19 protein-coding genes and 1 pseudogene are annotated in these 17,344 nt (G+C 69.3%); 11 read left to right on the top strand and 9 right to left on the bottom strand.

The genetic code is table 11. The features are described from left to right. Positions 1 to 270, bottom strand: a pseudogene (locus HY68_RS44055) (hypothetical protein); the annotation flags it as partial. 354 nt (positions 271 to 624) lie between these two features. Between HY68_RS44055 and HY68_RS24425 the strand changes: the two are divergent. The 3 genes from HY68_RS24425 to HY68_RS24415 all read left to right on the top strand — a co-directional run bounded on the left by HY68_RS24425 (position 625) and on the right by HY68_RS24415 (position 2,602). Next, positions 625 to 1,617 (top strand): helix-turn-helix domain-containing protein, encoded by a 993-nt coding sequence (locus tag HY68_RS24425; RefSeq protein WP_078863760.1) that lies wholly within the window; start codon positions 625 to 627, stop codon positions 1,615 to 1,617. 23 nt (positions 1,618 to 1,640) lie between these two features. Continuing rightward, positions 1,641 to 2,123: a DUF456 domain-containing protein gene (locus HY68_RS24420; protein ID WP_041992287.1), complete on the top strand. Its 483-nt coding sequence runs from the start codon at positions 1,641 to 1,643 to the stop codon at positions 2,121 to 2,123. A 113-nt stretch (positions 2,124 to 2,236) separates the two neighbouring features. Then, positions 2,237 to 2,602: a PPOX class F420-dependent oxidoreductase gene (locus HY68_RS24415; protein ID WP_041997032.1), complete on the top strand. Its 366-nt coding sequence runs from the start codon at positions 2,237 to 2,239 to the stop codon at positions 2,600 to 2,602. A 40-nt stretch (positions 2,603 to 2,642) separates the two neighbouring features. Here the strand turns inward: HY68_RS24415 and HY68_RS24410 are convergent, their stop codons facing one another. Beyond that, positions 2,643 to 4,133, bottom strand: a complete 1,491-nt coding sequence (locus tag HY68_RS24410) for a DNA-3-methyladenine glycosylase 2 family protein (RefSeq protein WP_041992284.1) — start codon at positions 4,131 to 4,133, stop codon at positions 2,643 to 2,645. Between the two features lie 95 nt (positions 4,134 to 4,228). After that, positions 4,229 to 5,248, bottom strand: coding sequence for a ribosome small subunit-dependent GTPase A (gene rsgA, locus HY68_RS24405; RefSeq protein WP_241778790.1), 1,020 nt, complete (start codon positions 5,246 to 5,248; stop codon positions 4,229 to 4,231). A 712-nt stretch (positions 5,249 to 5,960) separates the two neighbouring features. Here rsgA and HY68_RS24400 point away from each other — a divergent pair. Both HY68_RS24400 and HY68_RS24395 read left to right on the top strand, forming a co-directional pair. Continuing rightward, a complete protein-coding gene (locus HY68_RS24400; RefSeq protein WP_041992278.1) occupies positions 5,961 to 6,164 on the top strand; it encodes a cold-shock protein in 204 nt (67 codons plus the stop codon). Positions 6,165 to 6,477: 313 nt separating this feature from the next. Then, positions 6,478 to 6,789, top strand: a complete 312-nt coding sequence (locus HY68_RS24395; protein ID WP_041992275.1) for an SCO5918 family protein — start codon at positions 6,478 to 6,480, stop codon at positions 6,787 to 6,789. Between the two features lie 62 nt (positions 6,790 to 6,851). On the opposite strand, the gene HY68_RS24390 is transcribed toward HY68_RS24395, so the two are convergent. Next, positions 6,852 to 7,199: a MerR family transcriptional regulator gene (locus HY68_RS24390; protein WP_041992272.1), complete on the bottom strand. Its 348-nt coding sequence runs from the start codon at positions 7,197 to 7,199 to the stop codon at positions 6,852 to 6,854. Positions 7,200 to 8,155: 956 nt separating this feature from the next. On the opposite strand from HY68_RS24390, the gene HY68_RS24385 reads away from it, so the two are divergent. After that, positions 8,156 to 9,319: a SpoIIE family protein phosphatase gene (locus HY68_RS24385; protein ID WP_041992268.1), complete on the top strand. Its 1,164-nt coding sequence runs from the start codon at positions 8,156 to 8,158 to the stop codon at positions 9,317 to 9,319. 63 nt (positions 9,320 to 9,382) lie between these two features. Here HY68_RS24385 and HY68_RS42890 read toward each other — a convergent pair whose 3' ends face one another. Continuing rightward, positions 9,383 to 9,532, bottom strand: coding sequence for a hypothetical protein (locus tag HY68_RS42890; protein WP_198533333.1), 150 nt, complete (start codon positions 9,530 to 9,532; stop codon positions 9,383 to 9,385). A 75-nt stretch (positions 9,533 to 9,607) separates the two neighbouring features. Between HY68_RS42890 and HY68_RS42885 the strand changes: the two genes are divergently transcribed. Continuing rightward, positions 9,608 to 9,928 (top strand): STAS domain-containing protein, encoded by a 321-nt coding sequence (locus HY68_RS42885; protein WP_041992265.1) that lies wholly within the window; start codon positions 9,608 to 9,610, stop codon positions 9,926 to 9,928. A gap of 36 nt (positions 9,929 to 9,964) precedes the next feature. On the opposite strand, the gene HY68_RS24375 is transcribed toward HY68_RS42885, so the two are convergent. Next, positions 9,965 to 10,192, bottom strand: a complete 228-nt coding sequence (locus HY68_RS24375; RefSeq protein ID WP_157874381.1) for a hypothetical protein — start codon at positions 10,190 to 10,192, stop codon at positions 9,965 to 9,967. Positions 10,193 to 10,443: 251 nt separating this feature from the next. Continuing rightward, the gene (locus HY68_RS24370) at positions 10,444 to 12,285 is read right to left on the bottom strand and encodes a SpoIIE family protein phosphatase (protein ID WP_347560581.1); all 1,842 of its coding nucleotides are present in this window, start codon (positions 12,283 to 12,285) and stop codon (positions 10,444 to 10,446) included. A gap of 188 nt (positions 12,286 to 12,473) precedes the next feature. Here HY68_RS24370 and HY68_RS24365 point away from each other — a divergent pair, with 188 nt between their 5' ends. Genes HY68_RS24365 through HY68_RS24355 form a run of 3 tightly spaced genes read left to right on the top strand, consistent with a single transcriptional unit; the run spans position 12,474 to position 14,958 of the window. Then, on the top strand, positions 12,474 to 13,277 hold the full coding sequence (locus HY68_RS24365) for an alpha/beta hydrolase (RefSeq protein WP_041992259.1): 804 nt from the start codon (positions 12,474 to 12,476) through the stop codon (positions 13,275 to 13,277). Then, complete coding sequence (locus HY68_RS24360) at positions 13,277 to 14,632, top strand: SpoIIE family protein phosphatase (protein WP_041992256.1); 1,356 nt, start codon at positions 13,277 to 13,279, stop codon at positions 14,630 to 14,632. The genes HY68_RS24365 and HY68_RS24360 overlap by 1 nt, the downstream gene beginning before the upstream one ends. After that, the gene (locus HY68_RS24355) at positions 14,629 to 14,958 is read left to right on the top strand and encodes an STAS domain-containing protein (RefSeq protein WP_041992253.1); all 330 of its coding nucleotides are present in this window, start codon (positions 14,629 to 14,631) and stop codon (positions 14,956 to 14,958) included. The genes HY68_RS24360 and HY68_RS24355 overlap by 4 nt, the downstream gene beginning before the upstream one ends. Positions 14,959 to 15,025: 67 nt before the next feature. Here the strand turns inward: HY68_RS24355 and HY68_RS42880 are convergent, their stop codons facing one another. Next, entirely contained in the window at positions 15,026 to 15,610 is a 585-nt protein-coding gene (locus tag HY68_RS42880; RefSeq protein WP_052457167.1) for a hypothetical protein, read from the bottom strand. A 234-nt stretch (positions 15,611 to 15,844) separates the two neighbouring features. On the opposite strand from HY68_RS42880, the gene HY68_RS24345 reads away from it, so the two are divergent. Further along, positions 15,845 to 16,318: an ATP-binding protein gene (locus HY68_RS24345; protein WP_078863757.1), complete on the top strand. Its 474-nt coding sequence runs from the start codon at positions 15,845 to 15,847 to the stop codon at positions 16,316 to 16,318. A gap of 75 nt (positions 16,319 to 16,393) precedes the next feature. On the opposite strand, the gene HY68_RS39655 is transcribed toward HY68_RS24345, so the two are convergent. Then, on the bottom strand, positions 16,394 to 17,344 hold a 951-nt coding region (locus HY68_RS39655), incomplete at its 5' end, for an HEXXH motif-containing putative peptide modification protein (protein ID WP_157874456.1).

Here is a 17,344-nt window from a genome sequence, read left to right as displayed (position 1 = left end):
GCGCGGCGGATCGACCGCACGCGGCGGGTCCACGGCCTCCGGCGGCGGTGCGCCGGCCGGTTCAGGCGCCGCGTCGGGAACCGCTGCCGGGCCCCCGGTCGCGTCCGACGCTTCCGGCGGGTCCGCCGCTGCCACGGTGTCCGCCGCCGAATCGAAGCGGTCGTCGAGTGTGTCGTCCGTCGTTGCCGTAGGGCCGGTGTCCGGAGTGGTCTCGTCGTACAACCGGTTCCACCAGTCGTCGGTGGTCGACCTCTCCCCCTGTTGACTCATGCCCCTATTGTCGACCGCCGGAGGGACCAGAAAACGGAGCATCCGGAAAAATAACGGAGGCGGCCGTCCCGGCCGCCGCGCACGCCCCTGGAGTCCGCCGGGCGGCCCTACCCCCCACAGGAAGGACGCCCGGCAGACGTTCACAGGACAAGCAGGGCGCATCACGCGCCCGAGCACATCCACGGTCAAGCGTACCCAGGGCGTACCCAAAAGGCATATGACCGAGGTCTGTTGCTGCTGTGATGCCCCACCTTGGCAGAGTGGCGACCGGTACGGGGATGATATGCGCGGCGGGTTTACGCCGTGGCTGGTATCCGCCAGCGCGCGCCGGTGGCGGAGGGAGAGGTGCGAGGGGTGCTGGGAGCAATAGGTCTCGACGAGAGACAAGAGTCCACTTACCGCGCGCTCGTGGCGATCGGCGCCGCCGATGTCGCCGATCTCGCGCACCGGCTCGCGCTCCCCGAACCGGAAACGGAACGGGCGCTGCGCAAGCTGGAACGGCACGGGCTCGCGGCGCAGTCGTCGTCCCGTACCGGCCGCTGGGTCGCCGCGCCGCCGGGCGTCGCGCTGGGCGCGCTGCTGACCCAGCAGCGGCACGAGCTGGAGCGGGCCGAGCTGGCGGCGGCGCTGCTCGCCGAGGAGTACCGCGCCGAGGCCACCGAACCGGCCGTGCACGACCTGGTCGAGATGGTGACCGGGGCGGCTGCCGTCTCGCACCGCTTCCTCCAGTTGCAGCTGGGGGCGGGCCAGGAGGTCTGCGCCCTGGTCACCGGGCGTCCGGTCGCGGTGACGGGCGGGGACAACGAGGCCGAGGCGCAGGCCACGGACAGGGGCGTCACCTACCGGGTGGTCATCGAACGCGACGTGCTGTCGGAGCCCGCCGGCATCGGGGAGCTGGTCGCGGCGCTCGGCAGGGACGAACAGGTCAGGGTGGCCGAGCGGCTGCCCACGAAGCTGGTGATAGCCGACCGGGCCCTGGCGATGGTGCCGCTGACCGGCCCGGGCGCCGAGCCCGCTGCACTGGTCATCCATGCCAGCGGGCTGCTGGAGTCGCTGCTCAGCCTGTTCGAGGCGGTGTGGCGGGAGTCCCGCCCGCTGCGGCTGGACGGCCGGGGCGCTGCGGCGGAGGGCGAGCTGCCCGGCCCGGACGGCACCGATCTGGAGATCCTGTCGCTGCTGCTCGCCGGGATGACCGACGCCAGTGTCGCCAAACAGCTCGATCTCGGCCTGCGCACGGTGCAGCGGCGGGTGAAGGGGCTGATGGAGCTGAGCGGGGTGACGACCCGGCTGCAGCTGGGCTGGCACGCGTACGAGCGCGGCTGGGTGGCTCGCGAACTGCGGAAATGAGCTGATTCCGGCAGGCTGGGCTGATGGACGTGTGGCAGCTGGTGCTGGTCGGACTGGTCATGCTGCTCGGTCTGATCGGTGTCCTCGTCCCCGGTGTGCCCGGCCAGGCGATCGTCTGGGCGGCCGTGCTGTGGTGGGCGTTCTCGGACAAGACGGCGCTCGCCTGGGCCGTACTGGTGGGAGCCACGGTGCTGCTGCTGGTCAATCTCGCGCTGAGACCCGTCCTGCCGTCGCGGCGGACCGGCAGGACGGGTGCGCCACGGCGGGTGCTGGTGATGGGCGGGGCGATCGGCATCGTCGGGTTCTTCGTGGTGCCGGTGGTGGGCGCGGTGATCGGGTTCGTCGGGGGTGTCTACGGCGCCGAACGGGTACGGCTCGGCAGCCGCAGGAACGCCTGGGGGTCGACCCGGACGGTCATGCGCAGCGCGGGCTACTCGCTGCTGGTGGAGCTGTTCTCGTGCCTGCTGGTGGTCGGCGCCTGGCTGGGCGTACAGATCTGGGGCTGAGCCGCAGCTGACCGGTGTTGACGAGTACGCGACCGCACTGATCTGACGGTCCGTCCGCCGGAGGCCGCCCGGGATCGACGCGTCGGCGGGGCGGGCGTGTGACGCTGGGCGGCATGACCGCATTCAGCGAGGCCGAGAGCGCCTATCTCACGTCCCAGCGGCTGGGACGGCTGGCCACCGTCGACCCCAAGGGTCAGCCGCAGGCCAATCCGGTCGGCTTCTTCCCGCAGGAGGACGGCACGATCCTGGTCGGGGGATATTCGCTCGGCACCACGAAGAAATGGCGCAATCTCCAGTCGAACCCCCGGGTCGCGCTCGTCGTCGACGACATCGTGAGTCTGCGTCCGTGGACGGTGCGCGGGGTCGACATCCGGGGTGAGGCGGAGCTGTTGACGGGGCCGCACGATCTCGGCCCGCACTTCAGCGAGGAGTTGATCCGGATCCACCCTCGCAAGATCCACAGCTGGGGTCTTGACTGACGGCCGCCGAGAACTGACGGCCGTCAAGGGCTGACGGCCGTCAGAGAACCGGCGCCTCGCGCAGATGGCGGGCCGCGTAGGAGCGCCAGGGGCGCCACGCCTCGGTCTCCTCCTCGGCGGCCGGCTCGCCGGCCGACGGCGGCCAGATGTCCGGGTCACCGAGCGCCCGCATCCGGATCAGTGCGGCGGTGCGCGGCGTGATTCCCCCGACCGACAGCAGCGCCTTCTCCGCCTCGTCGCGGTCGGCGCCGGGATCGAGACGTACGGCGCCGTCGGCGAGCGCGGCGGCGAGCGGTCCCGCCGCCGGGTGGTCGCGCAGGGCAGACGGCGCGGGGAACAGCCGGGTCAGCCCGCCGCACGGCTCGGGGATGTCCTCCCCGTACGTCTCGACCAGGCGCACCGCCGCCTCCTGACCGAGCAGGGCGCGCAGCGCGTACTCCTCGGGCTCCGCCGCGCCCGGCGAGCGCAGCCCCGGGCGGGCGGCGACGTACGGCGCGAGCCTGGGGTCGGCGCCGAGCCGTTCGTCCACGGCGTACGGGTCGGCGTCGAGGTCGAGGAGCCGGCGCAGCCGCTGTACGGCGGTGGTGAGGTCGCGCAGATCGCCGAGCTGGATCCGGGCCTCCAGCCATCCGCTGCGGCCGGCCGGAGCCTGCCCGAGCCCCTGCGCATGCGTCTGCGTCTGCCCCAGCGCCTGCGCGGGCCCCGGAGCGTGGCCGCGCGCCGGGCCCCTGCCCGGTGCCGTGGCACCGCCGCCGAAGGTCCGCTCGTCCACGGAGACGACGCCGGGGCCGTGCGGCAGTCGCAGGGTGCGCCGGTAGGTGCGGCGGCCCGGGGTGCCGGTGATCTCCTCGACGCCGGGGATCGCCTCACGGGCGAACAGGTCGAAGACGTCGCGTGCGCCGTACGGGCCCCGGAACGCCAGCCGGAGCGGCACCCCGGCGAGTGCGGGCGCGCGGGAGGTGCCGAGCCGGGTGCCGCTCTCGGTGCGCAGTTCGCTGGGGGTGCGGGCGTAGATCTGCCGGACCGTGTCGTTGAACTGCCGGACGCTGGCGAAACCCGCACCGAACGCGATGTCGGTGATGGGCAGTGCGGTGGTCTGGAGCAACACCCTTGCGGTGTGCGCGCGTTGGGCGCGGGCGAGCGCGACGGGACCGGCGCCGAGTTCGGCGTTGAGCTGGCGTTGCACCTGACGGGTGCTGTAGCCGAGCCGCCCCGCGAGACCCGGTACGCCCTCGCGGTCCACGACGCCGTCGCCGATCATGCGCATGGCACGGCCGACGACGTCGGCGCGTACGTTCCACTCGGCGGACCCCGGCACGGCGTCCGGCCTGCACCGGCGGCAGGCGCGGAAGCCGTGCCCCTGGGCAGCGGCGGCGGTGCGGAAGAACCGTACGTTCTTCCGCTTCGGCGTCACGGCGGGGCAGCTGGGGCGGCAGTAGATGCCCGTCGTCTCGACGGCGAAGAAGAACACTCCGTCGAATCGGGCATCGCGGCTGGTCACCGCTTCGTACCGGGTCTCCTCGTCCGTCATGGCTCCAGTGTGCGGCAGCCGGGGCCACCGCACTCGCGGGATTCGGACACCACGGTCAGTCCCGGCCGGTCACCGGGTCCGGCCGCCGGACACGGTCACCGGATCCGGCCGCCGCGCTTGGCCTCCATGGCGGCCTTGCCCTCTGCTCCCCTCATCTTCCAGACGCGCCGGAGTTCGGCGCGGGCCCGGGCGTCCGTCTTGGCGACGATGTACTGGTTCTCCCGGATGAGTTTGCGGTAGCTCTCCAGCCGCCGGTCCTGCAGAGTGCCGTCCTCGACGGCGGCGAGTACGGCGCAGCCCGGTTCGGCGGCATGGCCGCAGTCGTGGAAGCGGCACTGCTCGGCCAGTTCCTCGATCTCGGCGAAGACCTGTCCGACGCCGGTCTCGGCGTCCCACAGCCCGACGCCACGCAGGCCAGGGGTGTCGATGAGCACCCCGCCGCCGGGCAGGACGAGCAGGTTGCGGGTCGTGGTGGTGTGCCGGCCCTTGCCGTCGACGTCGCGGATGGCCTCCACCCCCATCACGTCCTCGCCGACGAGCGCGTTGGCGAGGGTCGACTTCCCCGCGCCCGACACACCCAGCAGCACAGCGGTGCCACCGGCGAGCACGGCGGAGAGTACGTCGACGCCCTCGCCCGTCTCGGAGCTGACGACCAGCACCTGCACACCGGGCGCCGTGGTCTCGACGTCCTGGACGGTATGGGCGAGCACGGCGGGGTCGTCGACCAGGTCGGCCTTGGTGAGGACGAGCAGCGGCGTCGCACCGCTCTCCCAGGCCAGCGCGAGGAAGCGTTCGACCCGGCCGAGGTCGAGTTCGACCGCGAGGGAGACGGCTACGACCGTGTGGTCGATGTTGGCGGCGAGGATCTGCCCCTCGGAACGCTTCGACGAGGTCGAGCGTACGAAGGCGGTGCGGCGAGGCAGCAAGGTCCTCACAAACCGCGGGTCGTCGCCTTCGGGATCGACGGCGACCCAGTCCCCGGTGCACACGACCTTCATCGGATCACGGGGTACGACGAACTCGGTGTCGGCGCGTACGAGCCCTTCGGCGGTGACGACATCGCACTGCCCACGGTCGACCCGTACGACACGACCGGGAAGCAGACCCCGCTCCATGTAGGGAGCGAACTCGGTCTCCCAGTCCGCGTCCCAGCCGTACACGGCGAGAGGATGCGCAGAAGGGAGATGAGATGGAGAGAAAGACAAGGGGGAACCCTTCACAAGGATGGCCCCGGCACCGCGCTCACAGGCGCAGAAAGGAAGAGGTCAGCCGGAGACCACAGAAGTGGACTTGATGAACTTCCGGATGCGGGCAGCGCCCATCTCAACGACAGCCATCGGTCACACCTCCTCGATCACGCTCGACCAACACCGGCGGCCACAGGCCGCCTCAGAACGAGGCAACCGTAGCCGCACGCCTCGGCGGAACGCCAACTGTTTTCCGCCGAGGAGCCCGCGCGGCACAAATGATCACGCACAGCAGGCCGCAGCTCTCCAAGTCGTGAACTGCGAGCTCTCACCTGAAGTGCTGCGCTACGGGCAGAGCAATATCTATGACCGCCAGATGAGGGTTTACCACGCCTTGTGAGGAACGTTTCTACCGCAACGAGCAGAGTGGGATTGTTTGACGCACACCGACTACTGCCGCATGCTACTGTCATTCTCACTTGGAGTCTTGATTCTCGAAACTCCAAGCGCCTTCGTCGGTATTTTCAGCCACTGGAAGCATCTTTGCATTTCCGGTCATTTTTCGGGCGGGGCATCATCGCGGCGACCTGGATATCCGTGCATTGCAGGTCCCGGCGTACCGCCCCAAGGGAGATACGACATGGCGTCCGGCACCGTGACATGGTTCAACGCAGCCAAGGGTTTCGGCTTCATCGAGCAGGACGGCGGGGGCGCTGACGTATTCGCCCACTTCTCAAACATCACCGCTCAGGGCTTCAACCAGCTGCTCGAAGGCCAGAAGGTCACCTTCGACATCGCGCCGAGCCGGAAGGGCCCGACAGCCGAGAACATTGTTCCCGTCTGACGCCGACGCGCACTCCGTGACTGGGGCCCGTACCCCCTCGGTGCGGTGCGCGGCCCGATCCGCGACATTTCCCGCAAAGTCTTTTACTGGGGACCAAATACCGCTCGCAGGTCCCTATGCACCCGTCGGCATCCTAAATTTCACATTTGCATGACGTCACCTATTCCTTGGTGGCCAGATTCACTAACGCATTCCATTCGGTCCGTTTTTGCGATTCCCCGAGCCGTTCGTCTTCCGGGCGTCCTCGCCCTCACCGGCTGAACCGCCGCACCACGGCATACCCCCTCCTTCCGTCCTTCTTCTGTGAGGCATCATGCGCTTCGTCATCGCCCGTTTCCCGTTCGACCTCACCAGGAGCGGCGTCCTGGAATCCATGAAGGGCGTCAAGCCCGAGCACGTCACGGGGAAGTCCGTGATCATCGGCCGCCGCACCTACCCCGTGAAGCAGGTCGGGCAGGTCGTCACCGGCCAGGACCGCCGTGACTTCAGCGCCCAGGAAGTCCTCCGGGCCATGGCCCAACTCGGCTTCACTTGCCCCACTCCGTCCCAGACCGCCACCCCCACGCGGCTCCTCAGCCCGTTCCAACAGGCTTCCGCGACGCTCGGGGTCCCTGCGACCGCCTGACCGACGGGGCGACGCGAATCGCCACCGGAACGGCGGTCAGGGTCCGGCCGAAAGCTCCGGTTTTAGCTTTCCGAGCCGTTGGCCGTCGGGTTTGCCGATTGGGCGGTGCGGTGGTGTTCGGCGTTGATGCGTTTCGCTTCTTCGAGTTGGTCTTCGAGGATGACGATGCGGCACGCGGCCTCGATCGGGGTGCCCTGGTCGACGAGTTCCCGTGCCCGGGCCGCGATGCGCAGCTGGTAGCGGGAGTAGCGGCGGTGTCCGCCCTCGGAGCGCAGGGGTGTGATGAGGCGGGCTTGGCCGATGGCGCGGAGGAAGCCCTGGGTGGTGTTGAGCATCTCGGCGGCCCTACCCATGGTGTAGGCGGGGTAGTCGTCGTCGTCGAGACGGCCGAACGAGTCGTCTGCTGTCATCTCGCCTCTCTGTGGAACATGCTGGAGGGGCCTTGGTGCCATATGGCACCAAGGCCCCGAAGGAACTGCTACACCATCTGCCGGCCCCAGTACTGCGCCGGCCTTCTGTGTCCGCACGCCCACCCGGGAGAGGATGGGACTTGCGGGGATCGCGGTTGCTTGACCGGAGACCACCTCACTATCGATGTCCTGCGGTACCCGGACTCAACACTCCGTCCGGGCGATCCTGATGGCGCCTGGCTCCTCCGTTCTTCCCTCTGGACCAACTCACTTCGTACTGCTGGTACTTCGCACTACTCGTACTGCTGGTGACCTTGGACAAGCGTCACTCTTCGGCAGCCAGCCCCGTCGCCACTCCTGCGTCTGCTCCGGCTTGGAACCCCGCTGCCGAACCTCCCGATGCGCGCGCCCGCAGCCGACGCCTTCACCAGGGTGCTGCTCACTCACCTTCACTGCTGGGTACTGCGCACTTCACCTACCGGTACCGCCATCGCGATACCACCACGGCGGCCCCTGATCACCGCGGGCCACCCGGTCCGGCCGTCAGTCCCGTCGCCGTCCTGCACCAGCCCTGGCTTCGAAACTCCACCACCGCACCGTCCTGCGCACTGCAACTACCTGTCCTACTCCCGCCAGTTCGTATCTGCCGGGCCTTGCTGATCTCGGCTACGAGAGAAACCATAACCACACCACCCACCAATGTCTACTCCAGCCGACATAGATTTTTCGTCGTCCGAGGCGGAGGTAACCTGCCTCGATCTCCGTGGGACCGGGTCTGCCTGCTGAAGATCCAGGTCCGTTCGAATGTGGTCACCGCTGTCGTTCGGGGGCAGACGGCTGCCGGCGGAACCGGCGAGATCTCGTCCGGTGCGCCTTACTCCGGGGGTTGTCATGAACTACGGCCAGGCCGGCGTGCAGCGCCTCGCGGTCCCGGTAAGCACCCGCCGGCGCATGCCGTGAGCGTTCTGCTGCTGGCGAGCGAGGATGTGGCATGGTTCCGCGACGACCTCGCCGGTGCCCGGGGAGCTGCCTCCCGGCTGGCCGGCCGGATCGGACTGAGTGAGCAGCGGGCCGGCGAGATCGCCCTGGCGGTGTCGGAGGCCGCCTCCAACCTGGTCAAGCACGCGGTCGCCGGGGCGATCGTGCTGCGGGTGGTGCGGACCGAGCAGCACGCCGGGATCGAATTCCTGGCGGTGGACCGCGGACCGGGCATGGCGGATGTGGCCAGTGCGATGCGCGACGGCCGGTCGACCGCCGGCACGCTGGGCATCGGACTGGGCATGGTGGCCCGGCTCGCGGACACCTTCGACCTGCACTCTGTCGCCGGGCAGGGAACGGTGATGCTGGCACGGTTCTGGCCACGACCCGGCCTCCGCCGCCACCCGGACAGCAGCGGCGAACCGGCGCAGTCCGTGGTGGAAGGAGTGACCCGGCCCATCAGCGGAGCGACCGAGTGCGGGGACGGCTGGGCTGCGCACTGGGACGCGGCCGGGTCATCGACGCCGGGCAATCCCTCGCATGATGTGGCGGCAGACCCCCCTGTCCGTGGCCCGCGCGGAACCCTGCGGGTGCTCGACAGCCCCACGGCCGGTCCCCCTTCTGGTGCGCCGAGCGCGGGGCGGGCGCTACTGGTGATGCTCTGTGACGGGCTCGGCCACGGCCCCCTGGCAGAGCTGGCCACCCGGGTCGCGATCCGCGCCTTCCGCATCAGCAGGGGGCACTCGCCCGATGAGGTCATGCGGGAGATCCACCAGGCCCTCGCCGGCACACGGGGTGCCGCGGTGGCCGTGGCACGCATCGAGCCGGATCAACGACGGGTGCTCTACTGCGGGGTGGGCAACACCGCCGGCGCGATCGTGACCAACACGTCCAAGATCAGCCTGCCGTCACTGCCGGGCATCGCCGGACACCACGTACGCACCCTGCGCACCGTCACCCACCCGCTACCGGCCGGCAGCGTGCTGGTCATGCACTCCGACGGCCTGACCGAGCGGTGGAACCCCGAATCCCTTCCCGGAGTCCTCCAGCACTCCGCAGCTGTGATCGCAGGTCAACTCCTGCGCAGCGCCGGTAAATACCACGACGACGCCTCGGTCGTCGCAGCCAAGGGACTGTGGTGAGCAGGCGAAACTACCGGTACTTGCCGTATGACCGGCAATGGAGCCGCAACCGTTCCGGCTCTCTCAGCCAAGGGCCACCTGGGCGATGACTTGTTTGCCGTTCGCCGTGAGGAAGACGCGGTAGCCGCCGCACAGGGCAGTGACGATCTCCCGCCCATGCCCGCCGACGCCCGAGGCGTCCGGCAGAGCCATGACGGCCTCGTTCACGGGCACCCCGCCGTGCCGCCCCTTCGGTTCCCAGATGGCACCGGCTGTCCGAAGAGAACCAGGCTTGGGCATAATCGCCGCATGTCGAAGAACGATGGCGCTCACGCGGCGCTACCAGTACTCGCGCCTCGCGGTGATTTCGATGCCCAGAACACCGGCCCGCTGACCGCGGAAATCCGGGAGACGGTGTCCCGGTCGCCGGGAGTTGTCCTGGATCTCAGCGACGTCACCTTCGGGGACTCCAGTTTCCTGAACCTGCTGCTGAGCGCACACCAGGAGACAGATCTGCGAATCGCGCAGGTACCCGCCGGTATCGAGCGGCTGCTGTCACTGACCGGCACCGAGAGTGTTCTGCGGATCTACGGCACGGTGGAGGAGGCCCAGGCCACTGTCCGCACCTGAGCGGCCCGGGTGCCGCCCAGATGCCCGGATTTCACCTCAGCTGGTCGTGGGCGGGGCGATGGGCGATCGGTGAAGGGAGAAGACCGTGTGGGTGCCGGTCATCTCCATGATCCTCACGAGTGCCTGCGGCAGGGGCGGTTGGAAGCTGACTCCGGGATCCGGTTGGGCGTTGAGGAACAACACCAGCACATCGACGGTCAGATGCGTCACCGCCGCCACGTCCACCACCAAGGGCTTCGCGAAGCGCCGGGCCTGGGCGATCACTCCTGAAATGTATTGCTCTACGGGGTGGCCGAGGACCCCTTGCAGCTCCAGTACGAGGTACGTCGGCGTGGCCCAGTGGCGGGCCCCGGCTTCGCCGAACCGTTCCACTTCAGGGTTCCGGAGAGGGTGGGAAGCGCCGGCCGAAGTGGGGGATGAATTCATGGGGGCCTTCCGTCGGGGAAGGTCGGATGGCCTGCCCCTCCATGCCCCTACCCCGTCCCATGGCCCTCAGCGCATCCGGGAACCGCGGATCACCGATCCGACGGCTCGGCCCGCGGGACGCGCACGGCGAGCAGAACGACGTCGTCACCCGGCTCCCCGGGACATACCTCGTCAGCGAGGTGTTCCAAAAGTGCCGGCAGCGGGATGTCCGAGTCGGCTGCTGCCAGCAGATGGGCGGCGCGATCGACAGCGGTGTTGAAGTCCTGGCCCGGGCGTTCGATGAGGCCGTCGGTGTAGAGCAGCAGCGTGGAGCCCGGTTCCAGGACGGTCTGCAGATCGTGCCGGGGGAAGGGGCCGAGGCGGTGGTGCAGCAGGATCCCGTGTTCGTCGAGCCGGCACACCGTGCCGTTCGCGAGAAGCACCAAGGGCGGCGGATGGCCGGCGTTGACCCACGTCAAAGCCCACGCGTCGCCGACGCGACGCAGATGGCCGTGCACCAGGGTGCCGGAGACTTCCACGGGCAGGGTGCGGCAGGCATCTTCCAGAGCGGACATAGCAGCGGCCGGCCCCTGGTCCCGCGTGGTGGCTGCCGCTTGGCGCAGCATGCTGCGGGTCTGCCCCATCAAGGTCGCGGCCTGTACGTCGTGGCCGGTGATGTCCCCGACGGTGACCGCCAGGTCGTCCACGAGTGAGGCGTCATTTCCCGGTCTGGGCAGGGAGAAGGCGTCGTACCAGTCACCACCGACCATGTCGGTGCTGGAGGCGGGGCGGTACAGCGCCGCCAGCTCAAGACCGGGCACGTCGGGCAACGTGGTGAGCATGGCCTGCTGGAGCTGGTGTGCGACGTCGATCCGCTCGTCGAGGAACAGTGCACGCTCCACCGCCTGCGCGGTATATCCCGCGACTGTGGTGAGCACGGAGGCTTCGGTCATGTCGATCTCGTGCGGGGTGCTCCAGCCCAGGACAAGCACCCCAAGCGGCCCCCGGGCTCCCAACAGCGGCAGACAGACCGCCGACCCCAGCCCGAGCGAGTCGAAGACACCCACAGCGGCGGGCCCGTGGACGGCCTGAAGGTGAGCACGGTCGGGGACGGTGACCATGCGCCGCTCCCGAAGAGCCCGTGCCGTGGGGAAGTCGGCATCCGCCAGCACGTACTCGTGCAGGACTTCCATGGAGGGCGCAGCCGACCGGTCCAGCAGACGGTGCAGTCCGCCATGGTTCTCGGCCAGCAGCAGGCTCACGTAGGACGGTTTGAGGTCACCACTGACCAGATCCCCCACCCGTAGGCGAACCTCCTCCAGGCCTGCGGTGTCCGTCAGATCCTCCGCCGCACGCAGCAGCAGCTCGGCGCTCGTCAGGGCCCGGCCGGCCACGGCGGCGAGTTCATCGGCACGACGCCGCAACACGGCGCCCTGTGCCGAAGCGATTCGCAGCCGCAGTTCCGCCGAACAAGCCGCTGCCAGATCCCGCAGATCCTGGACCTCACGCGACGTCCAAGCCCGTGGCACCGTGTCCACGGCACACAGCGCACCCAGAACATTGCCGTCGTCGTCGGTCAACGGCACACCTGCGTAGGCGACCACACCGAGTTGGGGAATCGCCGTACTCGCCCACGTCGAACGCTCCTCACGGGCATCCTCCACAACGAAAGACCCCTGAGAGGACAGAACGTGACGGCAGAGGGAGTGGGACAGAGGAGTCTGCCGCCGGGTGGCCCACGGCTCGGGCAGGCCCACCATGCCGGGAAATACCTGCCGGTCCTCCTCCACCAACGACACCAGCGCCACCGGCACGCCCACCATCCGCGCGACCAACCGCGCGAACCGCTCCATGTCCGCGTCCGCCGCAGCTGAGAGTCCCGTCTCCCGTACCGCAAGCAGCCGCTCCACCCGGGACAGGGCAGCTGTGCCACTCTCGTCTTCCGTAGCCACGCGCCCCTCCTCACAGAACCCTCATGTCCTGACCGGGCCCTCCGGACAGGACGTCGTCCAAGGTCCCTTACCCCGAGAAGTCCCGATGCTGCCGACCGGTTGTCCTGCGGGGTAACAGTGCTTCGGGCAATTCCTCGGTCAGGGCCGCTTCGCGGGTTTTCTCAGGGCGCGGGGGAAGACGGCTGGTTATGGATATTCGCAGGAGGAACAACGTGACGGTCAGTGGCCCACCTGAGGGGACGGTGGTGGTGCTGGCGCACGGGTTCGGCTGCGATCAGAACATGTGGCGGCTGGCCGTGCCGGCCCTGGAAAAGCGGTACCGGGTGGTGCTGTTCGACTATGTCGGCTCCGGCGGTTCGGATCTGTCGGCCTGGGACCAGGAGCGGTACTCCTCGCTCCGGGGTTACGCCCAAGATGCCGTGGAGGTCTGCGAGGAGCTGGACCTGCGGGGAGCGGTGTTCGTCGGCCATTCGGTCAGCGCCATGGTCGGGGTGCTGGCCGCGCAGGCGGCGCCGGAGAGGCTCGGGGCGCTGGTGATGGTGGCTCCCTCGCCCCGCTACATCGATGACGACGGCTACCGGGGCGGTTTCAGCGTGCAGGACATCGATGAGCTGCTGGAGTCCTTGGAGTCGAACTATCTCGGCTGGTCCGGCGCGATGGCTCCGGTGATCATGAGCAATCCGGACCGGCCGGAGTTGGGGCAAGAACTGACGAACAGCTTTTGCGCCACCGATCCCGACATCGCCCGCGTTTTCGCCCGCACCACATTCTTGTCCGACACCCGCGAGGAGCTGAAGAGCGTGAGCGTGCCGACCCTGGTACTGGAGTGCTCCGAGGACATGATCGCGCCCCGCGAGGTCGGCGCGTATGTGCACGCCGCGATCCCGTCCTCCCGGTTGGTCACCCTTGACGCCACCGGGCACTGCCCGCAGTTGAGCGCGCCGGAGGCCACCGCCGAGGCGATCCTTGAGTTTCTGGCGGCCTTGCGTTGATGCGCCGCACCGGCGAGGAGCCGGGGGAGGGACCGGAGCCGACAGATGTCCAGGACGCCGCGGGCACGGGTGCTGCGTTCTCCGCACTGTTGGAGGACAGCGCCGAAGATCTCTACGAGTCGGCTCCCTGCGGCTACCTGTCGACGCTGATGGACGGCACCGTCGCGAAGATCAACGCGACGCTGCTGGAGTGGCTCGGGGTGGAGCGCGAGGCAGTGGTGGGCCGAGCCCGCTTCGCTGATCTCCTTTCCGTCGGCGGGAAGATGTACCACGAAACACACTTCGCGCCGCTGCTGCGTATGCAGGGCGAACTGAGCGGTGTCGCCCTGGAGATGAAGGCTGCGGACGGGCGCCGACTGCCGGTGCTGGTCTCCTCCAGGGTCAAGCGCAGCAGCCAGGGTGAGCCGCTGCTGATCCGCACCACCGTCTTCGACGCCTCCGACCGCCGCGCCTACGAGCAGGAACTCCTGCGCCGTCGTCGGGAAGCCGAGCAGGCACGCGCCGACGCCGAGCGCGCCCACGCGGAGGCGGAAGCGGCCCGCCGACAGGCCGAGGCCGACCGGGAACGCCTGACCGACGCGCTCGCCGTGCTTCAGCAGTCCCTCGTGCCCTCCGCACTGCCTGCCGTGCCGGGCCTTGAGGCAGCCGCCTACTACCACACCGCCTCCCCCGACCGGCTGGGCGGTGACTTCTACGACTTGTTCCCGCTGAGCAAGGGCCGGTGGGCCTTCTTCCTCGGAGACGTGTGCGGCAAAGGCCCCCAAGCGGCCTCCCTGACCTCATTGACCCGCTACACCCTGCGCGCCGCGGCCCTCCACGATCCCGAGCCGGCAGCAGCCCTGACGACGCTGAACTCCGTCCTGCACGAGCGGTACGCCACCAGCGGCGACCCCCGCTACTGCACCGTCATCTTCGGCGTTATGGAGCCCTGCGGCGACCACGGCCACACGACTGTGCGCCTTGCGTCCGGCGGACACCCCCCGGCACTGGTGGTGCGGGCCGAGGGCCGCACCGAGTATCTGCCCACCCCCGGGGGGCTCCTCGTCGGCGTCCTGGCCGCCGCCCGGTTCAGCACCACGCAGACCACGCTAGGCCCGGGCGACACCCTCCTGCTGTACACGGACGGCCTCACCGAGGCCCGCACCGGCCCCACCCGCGAACACCTCTTCGGCGACGAAGCCCTGCAACGCTTCGCCACCGAGCACGCCCCCGCCACGCCCCAAGAGATGATTACCGCACTGACCGGGCTGCTGGAGAGCTTCGGCGGCGGCCTGGACGACGACACCGCCCTCCTCGCCCTCGGCGTCCCCGCCACCCATCCGAACGCCCACCCGGCAACGAAGCAACAAGCATGAGCCCGCTGAACATCACCCACCGCACCACCACCACCGGACCGGTTCTGCACGTGGCCGGCGAACTCGACTACGCCCAGGCCACCGCCCTGCGCGAGCACGTCGAACGCCTCGTCCTGGGCCCCGGCCAGAACCTGGTCATCGACCTGTCCGACCTGGAATTCTGCGACTCCACCGGCATCACCGCCCTCCTGGCCGCACGGCAGCACGCCCAAGCCGCCGGCGCCGACGCGGTCTTGTCCGCTGTTCCCGCCGACACCCTGCGCATCCTCGCCATCGCCGGCCTGGACCACGTCTTCACCATCCGCCCCAGCAGCGACAGCATGTGAGATTCACGCCACCTTGCCGTGCCGGGAGAACGGGGCGCCAAGAATTGCCGGTTTCAGGCATCACGAGTCACCTGTGACTGCTCCTGTGGGCGGGAGACTTCTGACGTGCAGCCCGGCTCGCGCGGGCCTTCTCGTCTTGCGTTTTCCTGTCCGCCGCCTTCCTGGCCATGGCCTTTTCGGCGGGCGGGTTCTTCGGTCCCGGTGCCCGGTCGGTGGGCTTCTCAGCTCGCCTGACCGGACGGCGCCGGGAGGAACGAGGAGGCTCCCCTTCATCGTCCTCTTCCTCCGGCTGTTCCTCTACCTCGTCCAGTTCACCCTCATGTTCCTCATCCTCATCGGTTTCGCTCTCCGGGAGCGAGCCGGTGCGCTGTTGAAGGGCGCCGGTCAGGGAGGAGATGCCTCGGCTGGTCGTTGCCGAGAGGGCGGCGCGGCCGGCGTCGAGGAGTTCGCCCCGCATCTGTTCGACGAGCTGCCCCACCAAGGGGTTGGCCGTGAGTTTGCCGACTCCCTGGCCGACCGCAGCCGTGGGATCCACGCCTCGGGCCGCAGCGACGGACAGAAGAGCCAGGACCAGCTTCCCCTTCTTCGTCCGGCCCGCCATGTAACCGACCGCGAGGGCTGCAGTGAGAGACGATTTGTTGCTGGTATCCATAACGATGCCTTGTCAGAGAGTGCACTCGGTGCCCCTGACGCCCTCTGTGTGACCGAGAGGAGTGGCGTCAGCGGAAGACGACGTTTCCCCACGTTCCAGATTCCTCCGCCCGGCGCAGACGCGCATCTTCGGAGAAGCGGAGCCAAGACTGGGGTCGGGTTGCGGGGGTAGGTGCACAGGTGTTCGCAGCACCTGCACTGACCGAGCAGGTATCGCACGAAGCGGACGGGATCCGTGGAGCAGATAGAAGTGGCAACACCTGGTGGTACAGCGACGGGGCCTTCGGGCGAGGCCAACATCGCCCTGGACGGCGAGCCGGGGATGATCGCGACGGCACGCCGTTTCACCGCTGACTTCTTGGCCCGGTTCCGCGACGGCCCCGGTCCGCCGCTGTCCTCCCGGTTGAGCGGTGTGGCCGAGCTGGTGGTCAGCGAGCTGGTGACGAACTCGTGCAAATATGCGCCTGGTCCCTGCCTCCTGGAGCTGAAGCTTGACGATTCGGTCCTGGAGGTCACGGTGTGGGACTCCGATTCCACGCTGCCTCTCGCATATGCCGCTGAACCTGGCCGGATCGGCCAGCACGGTATGGAGATCGTCCTTGCCCTGTGCGAGGGCTACGACGTGCAGCGCGTACCCGTCGGAAAACGCATCAAAGTCCGCATCAGCGTGAACGACAGCCAGCGGGACGACTCCGCGGAGTGCCGTTGACCTGACCGGGAAGTACTCATCCTTGCCGACGCGACTCGCCGGGCACTCATTTACGGAGCGGCGGCAGCGGACCCGTCACACCGGCAGGACTTCGGCCGTGCCGTGGCGGTCCGTCCAGGTCGAGCGGTGGGCGCGGGCCGCCCCCAGGGCCCGGCGGCGGGCCTCGGCCGGGACCGGGAGGGCGCACAGGGCGTCGGCCGTGTGCAGCATGCGCGTGGCGAAGTGGTGGCCGAGCGGAGTGAGGTGTCCCGAGGCCAGGATCGTGGTGGTCGCTTCGCGGGTGGCGGTGCGCCAGCGGGCGAAGTGGGCGTTTGCGGCGGCCCGTTGTGCGGTGTGCGGATCGGCTTCGCGGCGGCGGTTCCAGAACTGGGCGACGCCCAGGTGCGCGTACGCGCCGTGGAACAGGCCGAGCAGCGGGCGCGGGTCGGGCCGCCAGGGGGCGTAGTACAGCTCAGGGGCGGCCGTGTCGAAGAGGTCGAAGAGGTGCAGCAGAGCGGCGAACTTGTTGTGCTGCATCTCGTGGGTCAGGGTCACGGCGAAGCCGGTGCCGCTGTTCGGCAGGGACATCGCGACGCAGCCGAAGGTCTCCGCGCTGCTGCCGCTGACGCTGCCGGGACCTACGCGCGTCAACGGCACCAGAACCCGGGGTCCTGCGGTCAGTTCCGCGTACGGGACGGGGTGGTCGGTTCGGAGCAGCCGGTACGCGTCGTGCGCGGTCGACCGCCAGCGGCGCAGGTCGTCGGCGCCGATGGCGCCCGGCTGCGGTACGGCGCCGGGGAAGCACGTGGGGTCGAGGGCGCCGAGGACCAGCGGGGCGCCGGTGTCGGCCCCGGTCAGGATCCGCCCGCCGTGCCAGCGGCCCCGCACCGTGTACGGGTCCGGCGGCACGGTCAGCGGCAGCGAGCCGGATGCGCCGACGCTGACCTGTCCGTCGGCGCCCACCCGCAGTTCGGCGCTGTCGCCGGCCCTGACGCCGGGGAGGTGCGCGCGGCCGAGCGACGGCAGGGCGACCCAGGGGTCGGTCGC

The organism is Streptomyces sp. AcH 505 (genome assembly GCF_000818175.1).
Taxonomy (GTDB): domain Bacteria; phylum Actinomycetota; class Actinomycetes; order Streptomycetales; family Streptomycetaceae; genus Streptomyces.
The sequence above is the reverse complement of the archived record's forward strand: the minus strand, read 5'-3'. Positions and strand labels throughout refer to the sequence as shown.

What these genes read in the sequence shown, in the direction of transcription:
- HY68_RS24360 (WP_041992256.1), top strand. Translation starts at nt 13,277, where the DNA reads ATGCGCCGCACCGGCGAGGAGCCGGGGGAGGGACCGGAGCCGACAGAT.
- HY68_RS42880 (WP_052457167.1), bottom strand. Translation starts at nt 15,610, where the DNA reads ATGGATACCAGCAACAAATCGTCTCTCACTGCAGCCCTCGCGGTCGGT.
- HY68_RS42885 (WP_041992265.1), top strand. Translation starts at nt 9,608, where the DNA reads ATGTCGAAGAACGATGGCGCTCACGCGGCGCTACCAGTACTCGCGCCT.
- HY68_RS24355 (WP_041992253.1), top strand. Translation starts at nt 14,629, where the DNA reads ATGAGCCCGCTGAACATCACCCACCGCACCACCACCACCGGACCGGTT.
- HY68_RS24365 (WP_041992259.1), top strand. Translation starts at nt 12,474, where the DNA reads ATGGATATTCGCAGGAGGAACAACGTGACGGTCAGTGGCCCACCTGAG.
- HY68_RS24420 (WP_041992287.1), top strand. Translation starts at nt 1,641, where the DNA reads ATGGACGTGTGGCAGCTGGTGCTGGTCGGACTGGTCATGCTGCTCGGT.
- rsgA (WP_241778790.1), bottom strand. Translation starts at nt 5,248, where the DNA reads ATGGAGCGGGGTCTGCTTCCCGGTCGTGTCGTACGGGTCGACCGTGGG.
- HY68_RS24395 (WP_041992275.1), top strand. Translation starts at nt 6,478, where the DNA reads ATGCGCTTCGTCATCGCCCGTTTCCCGTTCGACCTCACCAGGAGCGGC.
- HY68_RS24400 (WP_041992278.1), top strand. Translation starts at nt 5,961, where the DNA reads ATGGCGTCCGGCACCGTGACATGGTTCAACGCAGCCAAGGGTTTCGGC.
- HY68_RS24410 (WP_041992284.1), bottom strand. Translation starts at nt 4,133, where the DNA reads ATGACGGACGAGGAGACCCGGTACGAAGCGGTGACCAGCCGCGATGCC.
- HY68_RS24390 (WP_041992272.1), bottom strand. Translation starts at nt 7,199, where the DNA reads ATGACAGCAGACGACTCGTTCGGCCGTCTCGACGACGACGACTACCCC.
- HY68_RS24415 (WP_041997032.1), top strand. Translation starts at nt 2,237, where the DNA reads ATGACCGCATTCAGCGAGGCCGAGAGCGCCTATCTCACGTCCCAGCGG.